Annotated in this window: 15 protein-coding genes, 2 tRNA genes and 1 pseudogene; 2 read left to right on the forward strand and 16 right to left on the reverse strand. The window is 53.6% G+C overall.

Translation table 11 applies throughout. From position 1 onward, the window contains the following. Nucleotides 1-9: 9 nt before the first annotated feature. From pheT to glgA, 14 genes and pseudogenes are all read right to left on the reverse strand, one after another. On the reverse strand, nucleotides 10-2,448 hold the full coding sequence (pheT, locus tag QEH53_RS15070) for a phenylalanine--tRNA ligase subunit beta (protein WP_309024045.1): 2,439 nt from the start codon (nucleotides 2,446-2,448) through the stop codon (nucleotides 10-12). A gap of 38 nt (nucleotides 2,449-2,486) precedes the next feature. Continuing rightward, entirely contained in the window at nucleotides 2,487-3,527 is a 1,041-nt protein-coding gene (pheS, locus tag QEH53_RS15075) for a phenylalanine--tRNA ligase subunit alpha (RefSeq protein WP_309024046.1), read from the reverse strand. Between the two features lie 176 nt (nucleotides 3,528-3,703). Further along, nucleotides 3,704-4,075 carry a 50S ribosomal protein L20 gene (rplT, locus tag QEH53_RS15080; RefSeq protein WP_309024047.1) on the reverse strand — a complete coding sequence of 124 codons (372 nt, stop codon included), beginning with the start codon at nucleotides 4,073-4,075 and terminating at the stop codon, nucleotides 3,704-3,706. An 87-nt stretch (nucleotides 4,076-4,162) separates the two neighbouring features. Next, on the reverse strand, nucleotides 4,163-4,357 hold the full coding sequence (gene rpmI, locus QEH53_RS15085) for a 50S ribosomal protein L35 (protein ID WP_309005415.1): 195 nt from the start codon (nucleotides 4,355-4,357) through the stop codon (nucleotides 4,163-4,165). Nucleotides 4,358-4,519: 162 nt separating this feature from the next. Then, nucleotides 4,520-4,595 (reverse strand) — tRNA-Thr (locus QEH53_RS15090). 46 nt (nucleotides 4,596-4,641) lie between these two features. Beyond that, a tRNA-Lys gene (locus QEH53_RS15095) sits at nucleotides 4,642-4,717 on the reverse strand. Between the two features lie 88 nt (nucleotides 4,718-4,805). Further along, the gene (locus QEH53_RS15100; protein ID WP_309024048.1) at nucleotides 4,806-6,110 is read right to left on the reverse strand and encodes a folylpolyglutamate synthase/dihydrofolate synthase family protein; all 1,305 of its coding nucleotides are present in this window, start codon (nucleotides 6,108-6,110) and stop codon (nucleotides 4,806-4,808) included. Nucleotides 6,111-6,198: 88 nt separating this feature from the next. Next, nucleotides 6,199-7,059: an acetyl-CoA carboxylase, carboxyltransferase subunit beta gene (gene accD, locus QEH53_RS15105; RefSeq protein WP_309024049.1), complete on the reverse strand. Its 861-nt coding sequence runs from the start codon at nucleotides 7,057-7,059 to the stop codon at nucleotides 6,199-6,201. 50 nt (nucleotides 7,060-7,109) lie between these two features. Further along, nucleotides 7,110-7,634, reverse strand: a complete 525-nt coding sequence (locus QEH53_RS15110) for a phosphoribosyltransferase family protein (RefSeq protein ID WP_309024050.1) — start codon at nucleotides 7,632-7,634, stop codon at nucleotides 7,110-7,112. A gap of 3 nt (nucleotides 7,635-7,637) precedes the next feature. Then, a pseudogene (locus tag QEH53_RS24465) lies at nucleotides 7,638-7,847 on the reverse strand (double zinc ribbon domain-containing protein); the annotation flags it as partial. Nucleotides 7,848-7,976: 129 nt separating this feature from the next. Next, complete coding sequence (cysK, locus tag QEH53_RS15115; protein ID WP_309024051.1) at nucleotides 7,977-8,933, reverse strand: cysteine synthase A; 957 nt, start codon at nucleotides 8,931-8,933, stop codon at nucleotides 7,977-7,979. 100 nt (nucleotides 8,934-9,033) lie between these two features. Beyond that, nucleotides 9,034-10,380, reverse strand: a complete 1,347-nt coding sequence (locus QEH53_RS15120) for a TIGR01777 family oxidoreductase (protein WP_309024052.1) — start codon at nucleotides 10,378-10,380, stop codon at nucleotides 9,034-9,036. 5 nt (nucleotides 10,381-10,385) lie between these two features. After that, complete coding sequence (locus QEH53_RS15125) at nucleotides 10,386-11,798, reverse strand: deoxyribodipyrimidine photo-lyase (protein WP_309024053.1); 1,413 nt, start codon at nucleotides 11,796-11,798, stop codon at nucleotides 10,386-10,388. A gap of 84 nt (nucleotides 11,799-11,882) precedes the next feature. After that, entirely contained in the window at nucleotides 11,883-13,322 is a 1,440-nt protein-coding gene (glgA, locus tag QEH53_RS15130; RefSeq protein WP_309024054.1) for a glycogen synthase GlgA, read from the reverse strand. Nucleotides 13,323-13,408: 86 nt separating this feature from the next. On the opposite strand from glgA, the gene rnr reads away from it, so the two are divergent. Beyond that, nucleotides 13,409-15,955 (forward strand): ribonuclease R, encoded by a 2,547-nt coding sequence (gene rnr, locus QEH53_RS15135; RefSeq protein WP_309024055.1) that lies wholly within the window; start codon nucleotides 13,409-13,411, stop codon nucleotides 15,953-15,955. Between the two features lie 53 nt (nucleotides 15,956-16,008). Beyond that, entirely contained in the window at nucleotides 16,009-16,536 is a 528-nt protein-coding gene (locus tag QEH53_RS15140; RefSeq protein WP_309024056.1) for a hypothetical protein, read from the forward strand. Nucleotides 16,537-16,653: 117 nt separating this feature from the next. Here the strand turns inward: QEH53_RS15140 and QEH53_RS15145 are convergent, their stop codons facing one another. Both QEH53_RS15145 and QEH53_RS15150 read right to left on the reverse strand, forming a co-directional pair. Next, nucleotides 16,654-18,090: a trypsin-like peptidase domain-containing protein gene (locus tag QEH53_RS15145; RefSeq protein ID WP_309024057.1), complete on the reverse strand. Its 1,437-nt coding sequence runs from the start codon at nucleotides 18,088-18,090 to the stop codon at nucleotides 16,654-16,656. A 75-nt stretch (nucleotides 18,091-18,165) separates the two neighbouring features. After that, entirely contained in the window at nucleotides 18,166-19,113 is a 948-nt protein-coding gene (locus QEH53_RS15150) for a ribose-phosphate pyrophosphokinase (protein WP_309024058.1), read from the reverse strand. Between the last annotated feature and the right edge of the window lies 1 nt (nucleotide 19,114).

Consider the following 19,114-nt stretch of genomic DNA (forward strand, 5'->3'; position numbering starts at 1 on the left):
GAGTCAAATTTAGTCTCGAATACTGTAAGGCGAATTCTCGCGAACCTGGTTCTGGATAGTATCGAAAGCGGCATTCACTTCCTTGTCCTTAAGCGTGCGGTCGAGAGCGCGGAACGTCATACTGACTGCGACGCTCTTCTTATCCTCTGCAACACCCACACCTTCGTAGACGTCAAACACCGATACGTCTTCCACTTCGAAGTCCCTAGTCGCTTTCGACGCGATTTTGCACATCGCGCGAACGACCTCTTCGGCCGGCTCGGACTTGTCGACAACCAACGCCAAATCGCGACTGGAAGCTGGGTACAGGCTGAAGGGCTTAAACTTGATACGCTTTGGTTCCCGCAGACGCTCCGGCAGGTAGCAAAAGATCCCACCGAACACTTCGCCTTGGATATCCATCTCCTTCACGCGCGGCAGACTCATCAATCCCACGCGAGCGAAGAAGCCGGCCTTGGGCTCTTCGTACGCGGCGCTGTGACCTTCTTGCCAAGCGCCTTCGTTGTCGCTGACTTCGCGAATCTTGAATTTATCAAGGTCGATGCCCGCATAGCCCGCGATCGTCTTGATGCGCTGCTTGGCCGCATAGAAATCGTCAAAGCTCCGCTCCTTCCAGGAGCGACCGGTACCGCCGTTGCATTCGAGAAAGGCGACCGCAACCATTTCTACCACCTTGCCGTTAAGTTCCCGGAAAACGCGACCGGTTTCGAAGAAGCGATTCGCGCCCGTCTTGCGCGACTGGTTGAGGTGCAAAACCTCTAGCATGCCGGGAAGCAAGCTGTGACGCAGTTGCGTCTGGTCTTCGCTGATCGGGTTAAGCAAAGCTAACTCCTCCGCAGAAACGTGCCCTGCCCAACGCTTTTGCTCGCCAGCCGAACGCAGCGTATACGTTACGGTTTCGGCGAAGTTCTGCCCGATGAGATAGGACGCTGTCTTACGGTTGAATTCGGTGATCGGACTGTCATTGGCCGTGGTCGCGGTGGCGCGGACTTGTCCTCCAGGAATCTTGTCCGTACCGAAAATACGTAGCACTTCTTCAAGCAGATCAACGGGACGATAGAGGTCGCCCCGGTAGCTTGGTATCGAAACCGTCCATACGCCTTCGCCATCCACCGAGATGCTCATATCGAGCAACTCTAGGGCTTCGCGAATCTCCTCGTCCGTGATTTCGAATCCACTCTTCTTGCGAATCCATTCCGGAGTGATCTCAACTTCTGTTTGCCATGCGGGTTCGCTACCCGCCGTCACACCGTTCGAGCAAAGCTCGCCACCAGCAGTTTCGAGAATAAGGGAAACCGCACGCTCGGTAGCGTAACGGAGCGAAAGCGGGTCCACGCCGCGCTCGAAGCGGTAGGAGCTATCGGTCGAGAGCGCCAACGTTTTGGATACCCAGCGGATGGTACTCGGCTTAAAATAGGCGACTTCCAATACAAGATCCGTAGTGTCTTTCTTCACCTCCGAATTTTGGCCGCCCATGACGCCGGCAACCGCAAGCGCCTTAGATTCGTCAGCGATCACCGCCATGCGGCTGGAAAGCTTGCGCTCTTCACCGTCGAGGGTGTTCATCACTTCGCCTTCGCCCGCGTTGCGAACGATGATTTTTCCGCCTTCGATATCGCGGGCGTCAAACGCGTGCATCGGGTTGCCGCATTCGTGCATGACGAAATTGGTCACGTCGACCACGTTGTTGATAGGACGCAGACCGATGGAAGAAAGGGCCTCCTGCAGCCACTTGGGGCTTGGGCCAACCTTCACTCCCTTGATCACACTCGCGATGTAAAGCGGACAATCTTCCGGTGCATCGACGGTCAGTCCTCTAAAAAGACCTTCGCCATTCGCACAATCTGACTTGGCAGGAACGTTGTTGATTTTCGGATACTTGACGTCCCGACGATACCAAGCCGCCAATTCGCGAGCAATACCGATATGCGACAAACAGTCCGGTCTATTCGGAGTAACTTCTAAATTGAATACTGTATCGCTGTCCGTGAGCACTTGATTGATCGGAGTTCCAAGCTCCGGCCGTCCATCGAGAATCAGCAGTCCGGAGTTGTCACCCGACGCGCCAATTTCACTCGCACCACACATCATGCCAGCGGAAGGCACCCCACGAAGCTTAGACTCCTTGATTTTGAAGCCTCCGGGGAGCTCCGCGCCAGGAAGCGCCACAGGAACTCGATCGCCGACCTTGTAGTTGCTTGCTCCGCACACGATCGACTTTTCGCCAATTTTCGGTCCGCAATCCACTCGGCAAACGCCGAGCTTGTCCGCATCTGGATGCTGGTCGCGCTGCAGGACTTCGCCCACGACTACGTTTTCGAGAGGAGGCACGCCGGTGGTTTCCATGTCATCTACCTCGAAACCGAGGAGAGTGAGCGAGGCGGCGAGTTCCTTAGGAGACTCGTCGAGGTCAACGTAACGCTTAAGCCACTTGAGAGATACTTTCACAGTATAAAAATGTTAGATATTCTGGATACAGGTTTTCCTCACGCGAACTGTGAGAGGAAGCGGGCGTCGTTTTGATAGAAATAGCGGATGTCATCGATTCCGTAGAGAATCATGGCGATACGCTCGATTCCCATGCCGAAAGCAAAGCCGGAGTGCTTTTCCTGGTCGACTCCGACGGATTCCAAAACTGCCGGTTCCACCATGCCGCAACCAGCGATTTCGACCCAGTCGCTACCGAGCTTTGCAAGATGGCTCGAGGAAAAATCGACCTCAAAGCTAGGCTCGGTGTAAGGGAAGAAATGTGGACGAAAACGAGTCGTCGTCCCCTTCCCCAACAAACGCTCGAAGAAGTAATCGAGCACCGCCTTTAGGTCGCGCACGGTGACGTCTTCGTCGATGTAGAGCCCTTCTATCTGATGGAAGTTGGCACTGTGAGTTGCGTCTACAGTATCCCGCCTGAAACAGCGCCCTGGCGAAATGATGCGCAGTGGTGGCTTTTCCTTGAGCATGGTACGGATCTGAACCGAAGACGTGTGCGTACGGAGCAGGTAACGCTCGTCTGCCTTTTTGGATACGTTCCCAAACTGGGCATCGCTGGGCAGATAAAACGTGTCCTGCAAATCGCGAGCTGGGTGATCGGCCGGCGTGTTGAGCGCGTCGAAGCAGTAGTACTCGGTTTCGACTTCAGTACCTTCCGTGACAGTGAAGCCGATTTGCTTGAAAATGCTGCAGATCTCTTCTCGTACCTTGGTCAGAGGATGCTGGCTGCCAAGAGGGTCGTTGGGTGATGGTAAGGATGGGTCGATCGCGGGGCCGATTCGGGCGGCGAGCTCGGCTTGTTCGATGGCACCAAGGGCATCGTCGTAGAAGCCTTGGATCGTAGTCTTCGCCTGATTGATCAGCTTGCCGAAGGTCGGGCGATCCTCCTTGGCGATCGAGCCCATGTTTTTCATCACCTTGGTGAGAGCTCCGTTAGGACCAGTGATTTCTGCCTTCACAGTTTCGAAGCCGGCGCGACTTGTCACGGCGGCTACCTTTTGCTTGGCAGATTCTACGATATTATTGAGTTCGTCTTCCATGAGAAGGGAGGGTTTCTGATGGTGGTACGGTTCGAGCGCTGCGCTGCGAGAGCCGTGGGAAATTTGGCTATAAAAAAAGGAGCCCGAGCAGATACTCGAACTCCTTCTAGTGAAAGGAAAATTGTGATGTCCGAGCTCTTTTTGTGAGCTTCGGAAAAACGCTTTCGCTTCAGGCCTTACGCTGCAGCCTTCGCCTTCAGGGCATCCTTGGCCTTTTCGACCAATCCCTTGAACGCGATAGGATCGTTTACAGCGATGTCAGCGAGGATCTTGCGATCGAGAACGATTTCCGCAGCCTTGAGGCCTTCGGTAAATCGGCTGTAGCTCATATCCTCAGCGCGGCAAGCGGCGTTGATACGAACGATCCAAAGAGCGCGCCAGGTGCGCTTCTTGTTGCGGCGGTCGCGGTAAGCGTAAGTGAGCGCGTGGGCTACGGATTCTTTGGCGTACTTGTAGAGACGCGACTTGTTACCGAAGTGGCCCTTGGCCTGCTTCAGCATCTTCTTGCGACGCTTCGTGTATGCGGGTGCGTTTGTTGCTCTAGGCATGTTTTATAACTTTCTAGTATTGGATTTCGTCAGGTCGCCTTGATTAGAATTTACCCGATCGAAATAATTCTCGTCGAAACAGGGACTTTAGAGACCGTGGGGCAAACCGCGCATGAGGTCGGCTTGGCGTCCAGCGGAGACTGACTTGTCCTTGTTTAGGTTGCGCTTCTGTTTCGTAGTCTTCTGGTGAAGGTGGTGACGCTGCCCAGGAGAACGACGACGGAGCTTACCGTTGCCAGTAAGCTTGAAGCGTTTCGCGATAGATTTCTTGGTCTTTTGCATGACTTTGAAGGAATCGATGACAAAGATACAAAACTTCTCCCGTGTAAAGGGGAAATGACGCAATTTTCGCCTCACCTTTCTCCCTTTGGCTGGCTGAATTAAACCAGCCCGAACCAGGCACAAAAAAACCGCCGATCATGTTGATGGCGGTTCTTTCGAAAGTGGAGCCGGTGATGGGACTCGAACCCGCAACCTACTGATTACAAATCAGTTGCTCTACCAATTGAGCTACACCGGCGAACTAAACTGTAAAACGGACTCGTACCGCTGAACTTTAATAAAAGTGGTACCCCCCCGGGGACTCGAACCCCGAACCAATTGATTAAGAGTCAACTGCTCTACCGATTGAGCTAGAGAGGCGTCATTTGGAAGGCCCCGAAAAAGCTAATTAAGAACCCAACTGTCAACCCCGTTTTGAGATTTTTTCTATTTCTACACTGAAGTTCTATTAGAAGTCCTGCAACGCTCCTTGCCCCAAAGGGCTCTCTTCATAGAAGCGATCCCAGATCTCGCCAATCAGGTAGATGGAGCCACTCACCACCACCGGGCGTTCGGCTTCAAAATCGAGCGAACACTCGCCCTTACCTGGAAACAGGTCCGCCAACTTCTCCTCGAAAACATCACCCTTGAAGTCGGACGGTAGAAATGACTTCAGTTCCGCGAAGGTGCATGCCCTATCCTGCTCTGGCATGACAAATCGCAGGCTTTGCGCCCATTTCGCAGCGACCGGCACTAAGGAAGATGCCCTGTAAGCGCCCATCACACCCATCACGATATCCGGACGTGCACCCCCGCTTCTCTCGACGAGCCCCGCGAGATTTTGATCCAACCAGCGAGCCCCTTCCGCGTTATGGGAAACGTCGAAGACAATCTTTCGATACTTGAGCTGCCTTTCCTCCCAACGTCCAGGCCAAGCGACATCAAGCAGGCTCCTCTCAGCCTTGTCCAAATCCAAATTAAAGCGCTGCTGGACTAGCTCCGCCGCAGTCAATGCGATCGCCGCATTGATCCGTTGGTAGCTTCCATGCAAGTTCGTCGCCGGGTACCTGAAAAGATCGGAGCCAAACTTCTCCTCGACGCAAACCAGCTCGCAACCGCGTTCTTCACAGATTACCCGAATCTCAGTCAACGCCTCGGGCTCCAAAAATCCCGCAACCACCGGGACGCCTGCCTTGATGATTCCTCCTTTTTCTCTGGCAATCGCCGCCAGCGAGTCTCCCAAAATCTCACAGTGGTCGAGACCGATCGAAGTGATAACGCTCACTTCCGGGACGAGAACATTCGTCGCGTCCAATCGCCCGCCCAAACCCACTTCAACCATAGCCAAATCGACCTCCTCTCGAGCGAAATGCATGAAGGCCATTGCAGTCATGAATTCAAAAAAGCTCGGATGCAGCTCAGGATCTTCCTCCGCCACCTTTTCCGCGAGAGGCAGAAATTCGCGAACGTAATCAAGAATCTGCGACTCGTCTAAAATCCTCCGGTTAACCTGAATCCGCTCCCCTTGCCTCACCAAATGCGGCGAAGTCGAGAGACCCACCCGAAAACCTTGATCGCGAAACATCCGCTCCAGCATGGCGCAAGTCGACCCCTTGCCATTGGTCCCCGCGACGTGGATGCATGGGTATCGGCGCTGCGGATGGCCAAGTACTTCCGCAAATCGCTCCATCCGGTCGATGCCGTACTTGGAGCCGCGGTTCTTCAGCGAATACAGCCAATTGCGAGCAGATTCGTACGAGTTTAGCTCAGGCATCAGAGTGATTTGATAACGCCCTTGGGCGCGAAGCTAACCTCTGAGGGAGGTGATTCGCGAACAAGCTCGCTCCCACAAATATTTAACGCTAAGCCTCGACCGGCTCTTTCTTCGTGTAGAGAGCTGACAATAAATCGCGCAGCCGACCGCGCATTTCCGTGCGCGGCACGATCTGGTCAATCAGTCCACGCTGGAAAAGGAACTCCGCTGACTGAAAGCCTTCCGGCAGCTCCTCGTTGGTGGTCTCCTTAATGACGCGCGCACCAGCGAAACAGATACGGGCACCTGGCTCAGCGATGATCACGTCGCCAAGGGTCGCGAAACTCGCCGTTACACCACCTGCGGTCGGGTCTGTCAAAACGGATATAAACGGCAGCTTAGCTTCCGACAAGCGACCGAGAGCGGCGCTTGTCTTGGCCATTTGCATCAAGCTAAGGATGCCCTCTTGCATGCGGGCGCCACCGGAAGCGGAAACCACGATACAAGGAATCTTCTCCTTAATCGCCAATTCGATGGCCCGAGTGATCTTCTCGCCTGCCACCGAGCCCAACGAGCCGCCCGCGAACTGAAAGTCAAAAACAGCCAAGGAAACGGGGATGCCGTGGATCTTACCCACGCCGCTGACGATGGAATCGTTTTCTCCAGTCTTCTTCTGGTAAGCCGCAAGGCGTTCCGGATAAGGCTTGGAGTCGACGAACTCCAAAGGATCGCCTGCACAAAGATCCTTTTCCAGCTCGGTGAAGCTTCCTTCGTCGAGTAGGTGGCCGATGCGGCTGCGGGCCGTGATCGGAAAGTGGTAACCACTCTTGGCGACGACGTTCTGGTTCTGCTCCAGCTCCTTGTTGTAGATGATCTCGCCGGATACGGGACACTTTTTCCACATGCCGTGTGGAATGTCCTTCTTTTTGACGATAACGGTCGAGTACTTCGGTTTTTGGAAAAGCGCCATGGTGATTGAGCAATGTGTTGTTTGAGATGAGGCGGAATCGCCGAAACGGGCTATCCGTGCCCTATAGTCAAGACGTCTATCGACCGAGCCCCCGCACGTCGCAGAGCTGCGGCGCACGCATTGACAGTGGAACCTGTGGTGAAGACGTCATCTACAATAATATAGCGTTTGGGCGGGTCTATGGCACGGTTTTGGCGCAATGAAAAGGCATTTTTGAGGTTCCGGATTCGCTGCTTCCGGTCGAACTGGGTCTGGGAAACGGTATCGACGTGACGGCACAAAAGATCTTCGACCCGGCAGTTCGGAATAACCTCTCGCAGCTCCTCGGCCAATAGTTCGCTCTGATTATACCCACGTTCGCGGAGCTTTCGCGAATGCAAGGGTACAGGGACCAAGACCGACTCCCCGGCGAATTCCGACAAGCCCGGAGCAGAGCGAGCCAGCTCGCGAATATCTCGCAGAGCCCACAAGCCCTCCTTGTATTTAAGAGAGTAAATCAACTCCCGCAACGGTCCGCGAAACAAGGCGATCGACCACCCTTGCCGAAACGCAGGCTGAAGATGCTCGCAGTGCATGCAGTGCGTGTGGGACTCTGTGTCGCCAAAGAAAGGAAACCCGCAAGTCAGGCACTTCGGATCCTCAATCCACTGCAAGCGCGGAATGCAACTCGGACATACGCCAGAAAACCGAGATTCACTAACCAACTCCCCGCAACCCGCGCACTGACTGGGAAACGCTGTCTCCAAAGCCGCATCGAGCGAACGGGAAAAGATACGGGGGAAATTCAAAGGAATAGAAGCGTGGCAATTGCTCGAGGTACAAAAAAACGGGCTCGCTGTCTTGAACAGGAAGCCCGCCGAAAAATCAACGGCTCAAGGTTAGCCGTTAGCTGAAGCGTCGAGTTTCCAGAATTCGCTCTAGACAGTCGCTGCCGCTGCCGCGAGACGCGCCTTTTCGCCCAGTGGCGTGGAGATGTAACGCTCTCCTGCGCTACACGCGACAGTGACGATCATCTTACCTGCCATCTCTGGGCGCTTGGCCAACTGCAAGGCCGCCCAAACGTTTGCGCCGGAAGAGATGCCGCAGCTGATTCCTTCCTTGAGGGCCAAGTCTTGAGCCGTCGCGAAAGCATCTTCGTTCTCTACCTTGATCACATCGTCGATGATCTCGGTATTGCAATTCTTGGGAATGAAGCCGGCTCCGATTCCCTGAATCTTGTGAGGTCCTGGTTGGCCGCCGGAAATGACAGGACTATTAGACGGCTCTACCGCTACAGTATACAACTCCCTACGGCCCTTGATCACTTCCGAAACACCAGTGATGGTGCCGCCCGTTCCTACTCCCGAGACAAATGCGTCGATCTTGCCCTCGGTCGCTTCCCAAATTTCTTCCGCAGTCGTCTGGCGGTGGACTTCCGGATTAGCTGGGTTTTCGAACTGCTGCGGCATGAACGCCTTTTCGCCGTACTCAGCGACTAGCTCTGTCGCGCGAGCGATCGCGCCCGGCATGCCTTTCGGACCTGGAGTCAATACTAGCTCAGCTCCGAGCATTCCGAGCAAAACGCGTCGTTCCATGGACATGGTTTCTGGCATCGTGAGGATCAGGCGGTAGCCACGGGCAGCCGCGATGAATGCTAATGCGATTCCGGTGTTGCCAGAAGTGGGTTCGATAATGATTGAACCTTCGCCGAGCTTTCCTTCTTTTTCGGCGGCCTCGATCATGGCCTTGCCGATACGATCCTTCACACTCGAGAGCGGATTGAAAAATTCACATTTGACGTAAATGTCAGCCACACAGCCTTCGGTCAGGCGGTTGAGCTTAATAAGCGGGGTGTTGCCGATCGCAGCAGTGATATCAGGGAATGCTTTTGCCATAATGGTTGGTTATATGGGTTTCTGACTTATCTTAGTCAACATTAGTTAAACGGGACAGAAACGCTAAACGCCAGGAGACGCTTCGTCGACTGCGAATTCCTCAAAGGACTTTCGAAAACAGTTCGTCGAGCTTCGCGAAGGCAAAAGGATAACCCAACGTTTCGAGCTGGTTCGGCTTCGCATGGATACTGGAAAGCAAGGCTGCATCGGCCATCTCTCCAAGAAGGGTCCTCAGAGCGAACTTAGGGGCCGGTAAAAATGATGGACGACTCAAAGCTTTACCCAAAATTCGAGCGAACTCCTTCTGCCTTACGACCCCTGGGGCTACCAGATTGACCGGCCCTTTCGCCCCGCGCGCAAGAAGCAACCAATTGACCGCCCCAATCCAGTCCTCCAATGCCACCCAAGGAAACCACTGTTGGCCGTCGCCCAAGGGGCCGCCCGCACCAAACTTGAAAGCGGGCAACATCTTTTCCAAAGCCCCGCCTCTCGGATCGATCACCACTCCCGTTCGAAGAAAACAGACACGCGTATCCACAGTTTCAGCGCGCGAAGCCGCAGCCTCCCACGCTTCGCAAAGCTCCGCCAAGAACCCCTCTCCCCTAGCTGCTTCTTCGGTAAAGATCTTCTCTGGGTCACTCCCGTAGATACCGATCCCGGAACCGCTAAGCAGGACCGAGGGAGGACGCTCCAGACGCCCTATTGCGTCCACCAAAAAATCGGTCGTGTCCACGCGACTCGACCAAAGCCGTTTCTTTCGTTCCTCGCTCCAGCGTCCTGAGGTCAGACTCTCTCCCGCCAAGTGTACGATCGCGTCGAGCCCCTCTAGCCGCGACAATTCAATCTCACCCTCCGCCGGGTCCCAACGAATGTCTGAATCAGAGTCTTTGCTACGAGTTACAACGAATACTTCATGACCTTGGGCACCGAGAAGGTGTTTTAGTTGTGTGCCCAAAAATCCACTACCCCCGGTTATTGCAACTTTTAGCGTTCGAAAATCTGGCAAGGCCCGCTTGAGTTCAAGATCTCTCCGCGTGATCCAATGCCTGAAAGCAAAGCTCTTTTTCAACTGGCCCGACACGATCGAGTCTCCGATTTCACCAATCGGCATTTCATATTCGATCGAATCTACCAAATCGCTTTCCCCTAGTCCCCTTGGCTCAAAAACGTGGCGATGCGTCCAGCTCTTGAATGGTCCCTTCTCTTGCACGTCTGTAAAGCTCTTCCCCAGTTCACACTGCGTATGCCGAGCGTGCCACTCCCTCTTGCCTAACGGCGTGCCCATCTTGAGCTCGATACGCTTGCCTTCCGTCAAGCCGGGATCCTCCCGCAATACCTCCATGTACTGCCAGGGCGGGGCTAGCCTCCCGAAGGCTCCGGGACTACCGTGCCAATCGAAAAGCTCCTGAGCAGAGCATGGCATCGGACTGCGCTTTTCAAATTTCATATCGATTAAGACCTCATGTCCGCGTATGCGTCCAACGCCAATTGGCGTGCCTCTGGATGATCAACGATTGGTTTCGGGTAGGTATTGCCTAAATCAATACCAGCCTCCTCGAGCAGTTCAGCGGTAGCTTCCCACGGCTTGAAAAGATACTTATCCGGCAGTCCAGCTATTTCAGGAACCCACTTGCGCGTGTACTCACCATCACCATCGAAACGCTCCCCTTGGGTGATGGGGTTGAAAATACGAAAGTACGGGGCCGCATCCGCACCGCAACCAGCAACCCATTGCCAACCCATGGTGTTGTTCGCGAGGTCCGCATCTACCAAGGTGTCCCAAAACCACTCTGCCCCCGCCTGCCAAGGCTGCAGTAGATGCTTTACCAAAAACGAAGACGCGATCATGCGAACGCGGTTGTGCATCCAGCCGGTATGCCAAAGCTCACGCATTCCAGCATCCACGATCGGGTATCCCGTCTGACCCATTTGCCAAGCTTTCAGATGACGTTTATCCGGCCTCCAAGGAAATTTCTTGAATTCCGGGCGCAGGGGTTTTTCAGGCGTATCCGAATAATGGTATAACAAGTGGTGCCCGAATTCACGCCACGCTATTTGGCGTAGATACGGTTCGTTCTTTTCGCGGTCCATCGCGTGCCAAATCTGATTCGGTGACAATTCTCCGAAATGGAGATGGGGGGATAACCGCGAAACGCCTCGCACGGAGGGGGTGTCACGCAGGTCAGAGTATTTGCCAACATACTTATCTCGAAATACACTCAGAGCAACTTGCCCTCCTCTTTCGCCTGGAGTCCACTCTTTGGCGAATCCATCCGCCCAGTCCCGCTTGGGCAGCAAACCGAAATAATCGAGCGACTCGGTGCGAGGCCATGCCCCAGGTGCATGCAGCTGCTGCGATTTGGCGATAGGTTTTCGTGTACTCAATTTTTGGATATGCTTCCAAAATGGTGTAAACACCTTGAAAGGCGTACCGGACTTATTGGTCACACTCAAGGGCGACTGCAGCAAGGAACCGTTGAAACTACGGGTAAGCAGACCTTGGTCAGCGAGCGTTTTTTTGATTTCCGTATCGCGGGCGACGATTGACGGCTCGTAACGACGATTCCAAAATACGCCATTCGCTTGCGTGGATTTGCACAAACCGGTGAGCACGTCGCCTGACTTTCCCTCGAGCAGCAATAAGCGAGATCCTAACTCCTCCAAATCCTTTCGCAGCGACTTCAAAGAGTAGTACAGCCACCACTTACTAGCACCCCCATCCGGCCAAGCTCCCTCGGCCTCGTCATCAAAAATGTAGACAGGTAGGACGGCTTGCCCACTCTCGCAGGCATGCTCAAGAGCGGGGTTATCGGCGAGCCGCAAATCGCGACGAAACCAAACGATTACCGGAGCTTGCTCAGACATGATTCAATCATGCGACCGAGCAGCAGGGAAAAACAAGGCTTATCGGAATCGAACACCTTGTTTTCCAATGATTTACGAACTAGTTCAGATACTATCAAGATAGAGCGACTCGTATTCAGTAGTCACTCGCTTCCAAGAGAAGTCGCGCTTCATGGCGCGCTTGATTGCGTGCACGAATTCCTTTTCGTCCTCATACAACTCCAGAGACGACGCCAATCCAGAAGCGAAACCAACATCATTCGGTTCGAAAACGAAACCCGTGCCATTTGCCGGATCGGTAGAGATATCGATAACTGTGTCCTTCAATCCACCAACCCCCGAAACGAGGGGCAAGGTGCCGTAGCGTTGGCTATACATCTGATTGAGCCCGCAAGGCTCGAAAATAGATGGCATAAGGAAAAAGTCCGATCCTGCTTCCACGTAATGAGACATCTCTTCGTCGAGCACGATGCAAATAGCAATGTGCTCCGGATGCTTCTTCGCAAAGCGTTGCAAGGCCTTTTCGTAGATGGGATCCCCTTTGCCCAGCAGTACCAGGCGACAGTCATTTTTCACGAAAAATGACATTTGCTTCAGCAAGAGGTCCAATCCCTTCTGCTGAGTAAGCCGCGCCACCATGCCGTAGACCGGGCCTTTGCCTTTCTGCAGACCTACCTTTTTGAGTAGCGTTTCCTGACAATCCTGTTTGCCGGAAAGGTCCGATGCACTGTAGTGATTGATTAAATACGGATCTTTACTTGGATTCCAAACATCCATGTCGATGCCGTTGGCAATACCCACGAGATCCTCCTCTCGAACCTTTAACGCTCCTTCGAGACCGCAACCGAACTCCGGCGTCAATATCTCGCGGGCGTAGTTGGAACTCACCGTCATGATCTTGTCGGCGAAAAAGATACCGCCTTTGATCATGCTGATCTGCTCATAGAACTCGAGCCCATCTATGCCGTCGAACTCCTTGGGCAGGTTCGTGTACTTGAAGGAAGAACGAGGATAGAGCCCTTGGAAAGCCAAGTTGTGCACCGAGAAAAAGGTTTTCAATGCTAGCGACTTGCCAGTATCTTGTTCAGCGATTCGCAGGAACAATGGCAGCAGGCCGGTCTGCCAATCGTGGCAGTGCAAGATGTCTGCTTTGATGCTTAGAAGGCGCATAGCCTGAACAACCGCCTTGCTGAAATAGATGAAGCGACGGTCGTTGTCGTCGTAGTCCCGCTCGCGGGTGCCATAAAGATTGCTGCGATCGAAGAACTCGTCTCGGCGTATTATGTACAGAGTCTGACGACGCCCCAAGCTGAGGGCCCAAACTTCGCCCCGGAGAAATTGCTCGCCTAACTCGACCTGCAGTACCACCTTCAGCTTAGCGCTCTCGAATTCCTTCGACTCGATGATCTTTCGATACCCAGGAAGGAAAAACGAAACCTCATGGCCGACACCGGCTAGCGACCTGAAGAGGGAACCGCAGACATCTGCCAAGCCTCCAGTTTTCACATAAGGGAACATCTCGCTTGCTGCATGAACTATTTTCATAGATTCCTCTGTCCTAGGGATTAGGGGCGCAAATCCAACAACAATCTGACCGCCCAAAGGCCAATAATCGGCCAATTACACGATAAATGAAACTAAGGGAACGAATCATCGCCCTCATGCAACAAGCGGACTACGCTCCGCTCGACAAGTCCGGCATCGCCGCAGAACTTGGACTCGGCAAAAAGGAACGCCGCAATCTGGACTACGAAGTCCGCCTTCTCCTGGCTAATGGAGACATCATTCGCATTAAAGGGGACCGCTTCGCTATCCCTCGCGATGTCGACCTCGTCACCGGAACCATTAAATTCCGCCAAAAGGGTTCAGCAATCCTGATACCCGACGCAAAAAAATCCGATCCAAACCCCAAGCCCATCCAGATAAATGCAGAGGACACCAGCGTAGCCATGCATGACGACAAGGTTGTCGTGCGAATCGCTGACGCTCCGCCGAATCAGCCAATCTGGAAGAACCGCAACAAAAAGCCTGGCCCGCAAAACGAAGGCCCCTACGGACGCGTCATCCGCATTCAAAAGCGTGCGCGCGAAACCGTGGTCGGCACACTCTGCAAGACCCGCTTCTTCCACTACGTCGCGCCAGACGATCCACGTATCATCCACGACATCTATGTACCTCCCCCTGAAGAGTCCGGCCTCAAACCGATCCCAGTAGTCGGGGACAAGGTCGTCGCAAAGCTCCACGAATGGGAACAACGCCACGTCAACCCGGAGGGCGAGCTCATCCTCAATCTTGGCAAGACTCACGAACCACAAGCAGAGCTGATGGCTGTGCTGCATAAGTACAACTTGAACACCGAGTTCCCTCCCGAAGTCATGAAGGAGGCCGAAGCTGTACCAGACAAAGTTACTAAGAACCAACTCAAGGGACGGCGTGACCTACGCAAAGCCTTTACTTTCACCATCGACCCAGACGACGCCAAGGACTTCGACGACGCTATCTCGCTGGAGTATCCAGACGACAAGCACACGCGCATCGGCATTCATATCGCGGACGTAGCAGCCTACGTCCGCGGCGGCTCACAGCTTGACAAGGAAGCCTTCAACCGCGGCAACTCGACCTACCTCGTCGGGATCGTTATTCCCATGCTTCCCCGCTCCTTATCCAATGGAGTCTGCAGCCTCGTGGAAGATGAAGATCGCCTCACTAAGTCCGTTTTCGTCACCTTCACCAAGAACGGTGACATCGTCGACGTCGACTATGCCAACACCGTCATCCGCAGCGATAAGCGCTTAACTTACAAGCAAGCTTACGCCCTGCTGAAACACGACGACCTGCAAGTCGCTCGCGACCTCAAGCTCCCTCCTTCCCACCAAACAGGATCCACCGGCCGCGCGCTCAACACGCTCAGCAAAGCGGAACTTGGCAAGCTACAGAATTCCGTCCGCGAGCTCTGGAGCTTCGCTTCCAAGCTTCGAGCAGCGCGCTTCAAAAAAGGCAGCCTCAACCTCGACATGGAAGAGACCAAAATCTTCGTCGACGAAAAAGGTTACGCCGATCGCTTAGAGAAAATTCACAACGACGAGAGCCACCAGCTCATCGAAGAGTATATGCTACTCGCGAACGAATGCGTAGCTCGAGAGATGAAGCGCAACCGCCTCCCTTGCATTTACCGCGTTCATGACGATCCTGACGAAGAGCGGCTTAACGACCTTCGCGAATACATGGCCACCTGGGGCATCGAGACATCAGACCTCAATAATCGCTCCGAGCTCGTCAAACTGCTGGAAACGCTTTCTGCCCACCCGCAAAGCCGACTCCTACGCACCCAAGTCCTGCGGTCTCTCAAAAAAGCCTGCTACAAGTCCACTCCGGACGGGCACTACGGATTGTGCAAAAACGACTACCTGCACTTTACGTCTCCGATCCGTCGATACAGTGACTTGGTAACGCACCGCGTCTTCAACCACTTCCTTGACAAAGTACGCGGTGAACCCGCTCTCGCCGAGCCAGGCCCTCGCTACAACGCCTCCAAGGCTGCGAGCATTGCCGATCATTTGAGCCAAACCGAAGTCAATTCGGTCGAAGCCGAACGCGAATCCGTAAAGGTAAAGTTGCTCGAGTTCTTCGAACGCGAGCTCGACAAAAAGCCGCAAACCGCCTTCGACGCGATCATCACCGAGGTACGCAACCATGGCATGTTTATCGAGCTCAAGGAATCCAGCGCCTTCGGTATGGTACACATCTCCGCCCTGCGAGACGACCTCTACCGTCTAAACGCCAGCGGAACGGCCCTGATCGGACGCAAGAAGAAGAACGCGTATTCGCTTGGGCAAACCATCCAAGTCGAGGTCCACAAGGTCGATCGCTTTAAGCGTCAAGTCGATTTCCGCCTCTGCGCCAAGCAACGCGCCGACAACCCCAAGCCGACAATCATGCCATCTGATGCTGCTGAGCCGGCCAGCAAGCCTAAGTCCACGGGAGGCAATACGAAATCTCCTGCAAACCGGACTAAGGACTCTTCGGAAAACGAGCGGCCCGCACCCAAGAAATTCTATCGCAAGCAGAAGAAGTCTAAAAAACCGACGCGTTCCGCCGCCGGCGCTAAACCGAAAAAGCCGGCAGCGAAACCTGCTAAAAAAGCAGCGAAGCCACCCTCCAGAAAACGGAACAAATAGGAAGCCCGACACTTTCTGCGATCAGAACCGCACTTCCATCGTATCTCTCGCCCATGAAGCACTACAACTACCAGGACACTTTCAAGAAACTCTACGACAAATCAGTCGAGCTTTACCGTTCGGGCAACACTGATAAGAGCACTTGGTTCGATGCCGACGAACTGGAATTCATCGCCCAAAATGGCTGGCGAGTGCAGGACTTCTTTGATTACGGAGAAGATCAAGCTCAAGGGGGAGAACCCTCTTACGAAATCGCTCAGTCCATCGAACAAGTCCGGCGCGACTATTTTTTGCATATGCAGAAAGGGGTATCGTCAGAAACCCGTGTCGAAGCTTCTAGCCTCACGCCGAAACCCGAGAAGCTCGAAGGCATCCCATGGCTTCCTCGCATCATCGAGAAAGCTAAAGGAAAAGTGAAGGGCGAGTTGTGCGACGAAATCATGTATTGCTGTGGTGGAGACAGAAACTTTCTTCAGACGCACGATATACATCCCGGAGAATTCCTTCGACTTGTCTGGGCGAACATGGACGACACACCCGCGATCATCGATTTCGTAAAGAAACGTAGCCCCCAGTGTTAGTCGGCTCCTCGGTGCAGAAACGATCTTAAACGCGGACTAAAACACCGAGCTCTTTTACCAAAAGCCGCAGTCCACCTCGGACTGCGGCTTTTCATTTAATAAAATCTCAAGGCTAGTCTAATCTACCTCGATACCGACCCAGCGATTTACGCCTCGGTGAGTGAGTTTGAACATGTTCTTGCCAGATGGTTTCAATGCTTGAGCCGCTTCTTCGTAACTCACTACGTCCTGTCCGTTGATGCTTTGGATGACCATTCCAGCGGTCAATTGCCCCGTGTAAGGACTGCCTTCTTCGACCTCAATCACGATAACCCCATCCACATCTTCATTGACCTCGTACTCTTCGCGAAGGTCATCAGTTAGAGCGACGATCAAAACGCCTTCCAAAAACGTGGCTGGTAAATCCACTATTGAAAGAACCGGCCCAACCTCGCCCAGTTCGGCCAGCACCACCTGCAATTCTTGACGTACACTGTCTCTTATCAGGCTGATCGATACAGAATCTCCGGGCTTTCGTGCCGCTATCCGAATTCTGAGATCGCTTGGAGAGTCTACGGCAACTCCATCGAGTGAGACGATAACATCTTCGACTTCAATTCCAGCACTAGCCGCAGGAGTCCCCTCGTTTACTTGGTCTACCAACGCTCCCTTCAAACTCTCAATACCAAGTTCCACCGCCTTCTCCTGGCTCAAACCTCTAATACCAACACCTAGGAACCCCCGCGAAACAGCTCCCGTTTCCACAAGGTCAGTCATCACCGAGTAAGCAAGGTTAGCTGGCACGGCAAAACCGATTCCAATATTTCCGGTGGAAGCTCCTGCCGTTTGAATCAAAGTATTGATGCCGATCAAACGCCCACGTGCATCGACTAGCGCGCCGCCCGAGTTCCCAGAATTGATGGGAGCGTCCGTTTGGATAAAGTCTTCGAAACCACCATCGATAACTCCCATTTGTTGTCGTTTCGTGGCGGATACAATTCCCATAGTCACCGTTTTGCCGATTCCCAACGGATTACCGATAGCGAATACGACATCTCCAACTTCGAGCTGATCGCTGTCCGCCAAGGGTATCGATGGCAAAACGATATCTGATTCAATCTTCAAAATCGCAATATCGGTGCGAGGATCGGTGCCTACCAAAACTGCGTCGTAAATACGCTGGCTATCAAGCTGCACCTTAATTTCATCCGCCTGGCTGATAACATGATTATTGGTTATTATGTACCCACTTTTAGATACGATTACGCCCGAACCAAGGCCAAACTGTGGATTCTGAGGCCGGGGTAAACGCTTGCCAAAGAGTTGCTCTAAGAGCAACTCTTCCCTGCTTAACGAAGCGTCCAGAGACTTCGCATAAACGCTCACGACCGCTGGGCGCGCTTCTTTCAAAGATTCGGAGTAGCTGACCACCCTCCCTGATTGAGTACGATCCAGTGGAGTCGGGTCGATCTCGACGATGCTAGACACGTCTACCTGCTCTTGAGCCTGCAACCTTGGCAGAGCGGCAATGAGGACTAATCCGACTAAAAAGAACGCGCGCTTTAGATGAGGCATATGCATTTGGTGGAAGGGGTGATCGAAACTAGCTACAAGTCTCACATACGAAAACGCAGTTTCCAAGCACTAGCATCAGAAGCCCTTAACTCGAAACAAGCTAGTGACGGATTCGTTGTTGTTTATTCGCAGAATCGCCTCTCCTAAGAGCGGAGCCACGCTCAAGACCTTGATCGGTAGGTCCTTGGGATCCACTGGGATCGTGTCGGTTACGATGACTTCTTCTATGGGCCCGTTCTGCAGCCTTTCGTACGCCATTTCTTGCAAATTCGCGTGCGTCACAGCCGCTAGAATACGACTAGCCCCTTGCTGTTTGATCAATCGAGCTGCTGCACAAAGCGTCCCTGCTGTTTCCGTCATATCATCGATTAGGAGGACATCGCACCCTTTCACGTCACCCACGATACTAGTGGCTTCCACCTGCGTAGCGCTGTGGCGCTTCTTAGCTACAAAGCCTAGCCCGCACTTGAGCATTCGAGCGTACGCATCTGCCATTTTTACGCCGCCCACATCCGGAGCCATAACCATCAGGTTCTTCAATTCCTTTTCTACGATGTATTCGTAGAGGACGGGAAAGGCGAGCAGGTGGTCCACTGGAATATCGAAAAAGCCTTGGATCTGCCCGGCATGCAAATCGACAGCCACCACCCTATCTGCTCCAGCTGAGGTTAGCAGATTCGCAACCAACTTCGCCGTGATCGGTACTCGGGGCTGGTCTTTACGATCTTGGCGGGCGTATCCATAAAATGGAATCACCGCAGTGATACGGGCCGCTGAGGCGCGGCGCGCCGCATCTATCATGATTAGCAACTCTATGAGATTATCGTTAACCGGCGGAGAACTCGATTGGATAAGGAATACGTCTTGTCCACGTATGTTCTCATTAATCTTCACAAACGATTCGCCGTCTGGGAACGTCGTCACGATCGCATCCGTAAGCGGAACACCGATAAATTCGCAAATGTCTTCGGCAAGCCGCCGATTAGAGTTACCGGAGATGATCTTGAGATTTTTGCCGCGCATT

Source organism: Pelagicoccus sp. SDUM812002, from assembly GCF_031127835.1.
GTDB lineage: Bacteria > Verrucomicrobiota > Verrucomicrobiia > Opitutales > Opitutaceae > Pelagicoccus.

Excerpts from the sequence above, each read along its gene's own strand:
- QEH53_RS15110 (WP_309024050.1), bottom strand. The coding sequence starts at position 7,634 with ATGCACTGCGAGCATCTTCAGCCTGCGTTTCGGCAAGGGTGGTCGATC.
- QEH53_RS15140 (WP_309024056.1), top strand. The coding sequence starts at position 16,009 with ATGAAGCACTACAACTACCAGGACACTTTCAAGAAACTCTACGACAAA.
- pheS (WP_309024046.1), bottom strand. The coding sequence starts at position 3,527 with ATGGAAGACGAACTCAATAATATCGTAGAATCTGCCAAGCAAAAGGTA.
- rnr (WP_309024055.1), top strand. The coding sequence starts at position 13,409 with ATGAAACTAAGGGAACGAATCATCGCCCTCATGCAACAAGCGGACTAC.
- QEH53_RS15150 (WP_309024058.1), bottom strand. The coding sequence starts at position 19,113 with ATGCGCGGCAAAAATCTCAAGATCATCTCCGGTAACTCTAATCGGCGG.
- accD (WP_309024049.1), bottom strand. The coding sequence starts at position 7,059 with ATGGCGCTTTTCCAAAAACCGAAGTACTCGACCGTTATCGTCAAAAAG.
- cysK (WP_309024051.1), bottom strand. The coding sequence starts at position 8,933 with ATGGCAAAAGCATTCCCTGATATCACTGCTGCGATCGGCAACACCCCG.
- QEH53_RS15100 (WP_309024048.1), bottom strand. The coding sequence starts at position 6,110 with ATGCCTGAGCTAAACTCGTACGAATCTGCTCGCAATTGGCTGTATTCG.
- rplT (WP_309024047.1), bottom strand. The coding sequence starts at position 4,075 with ATGCCTAGAGCAACAAACGCACCCGCATACACGAAGCGTCGCAAGAAG.
- QEH53_RS15145 (WP_309024057.1), bottom strand. The coding sequence starts at position 18,090 with ATGCCTCATCTAAAGCGCGCGTTCTTTTTAGTCGGATTAGTCCTCATT.
- rpmI (WP_309005415.1), bottom strand. The coding sequence starts at position 4,357 with ATGCAAAAGACCAAGAAATCTATCGCGAAACGCTTCAAGCTTACTGGC.
- QEH53_RS15120 (WP_309024052.1), bottom strand. The coding sequence starts at position 10,380 with ATGAAATTTGAAAAGCGCAGTCCGATGCCATGCTCTGCTCAGGAGCTT.
- glgA (WP_309024054.1), bottom strand. The coding sequence starts at position 13,322 with ATGAAAATAGTTCATGCAGCAAGCGAGATGTTCCCTTATGTGAAAACT.
- QEH53_RS15125 (WP_309024053.1), bottom strand. The coding sequence starts at position 11,798 with ATGTCTGAGCAAGCTCCGGTAATCGTTTGGTTTCGTCGCGATTTGCGG.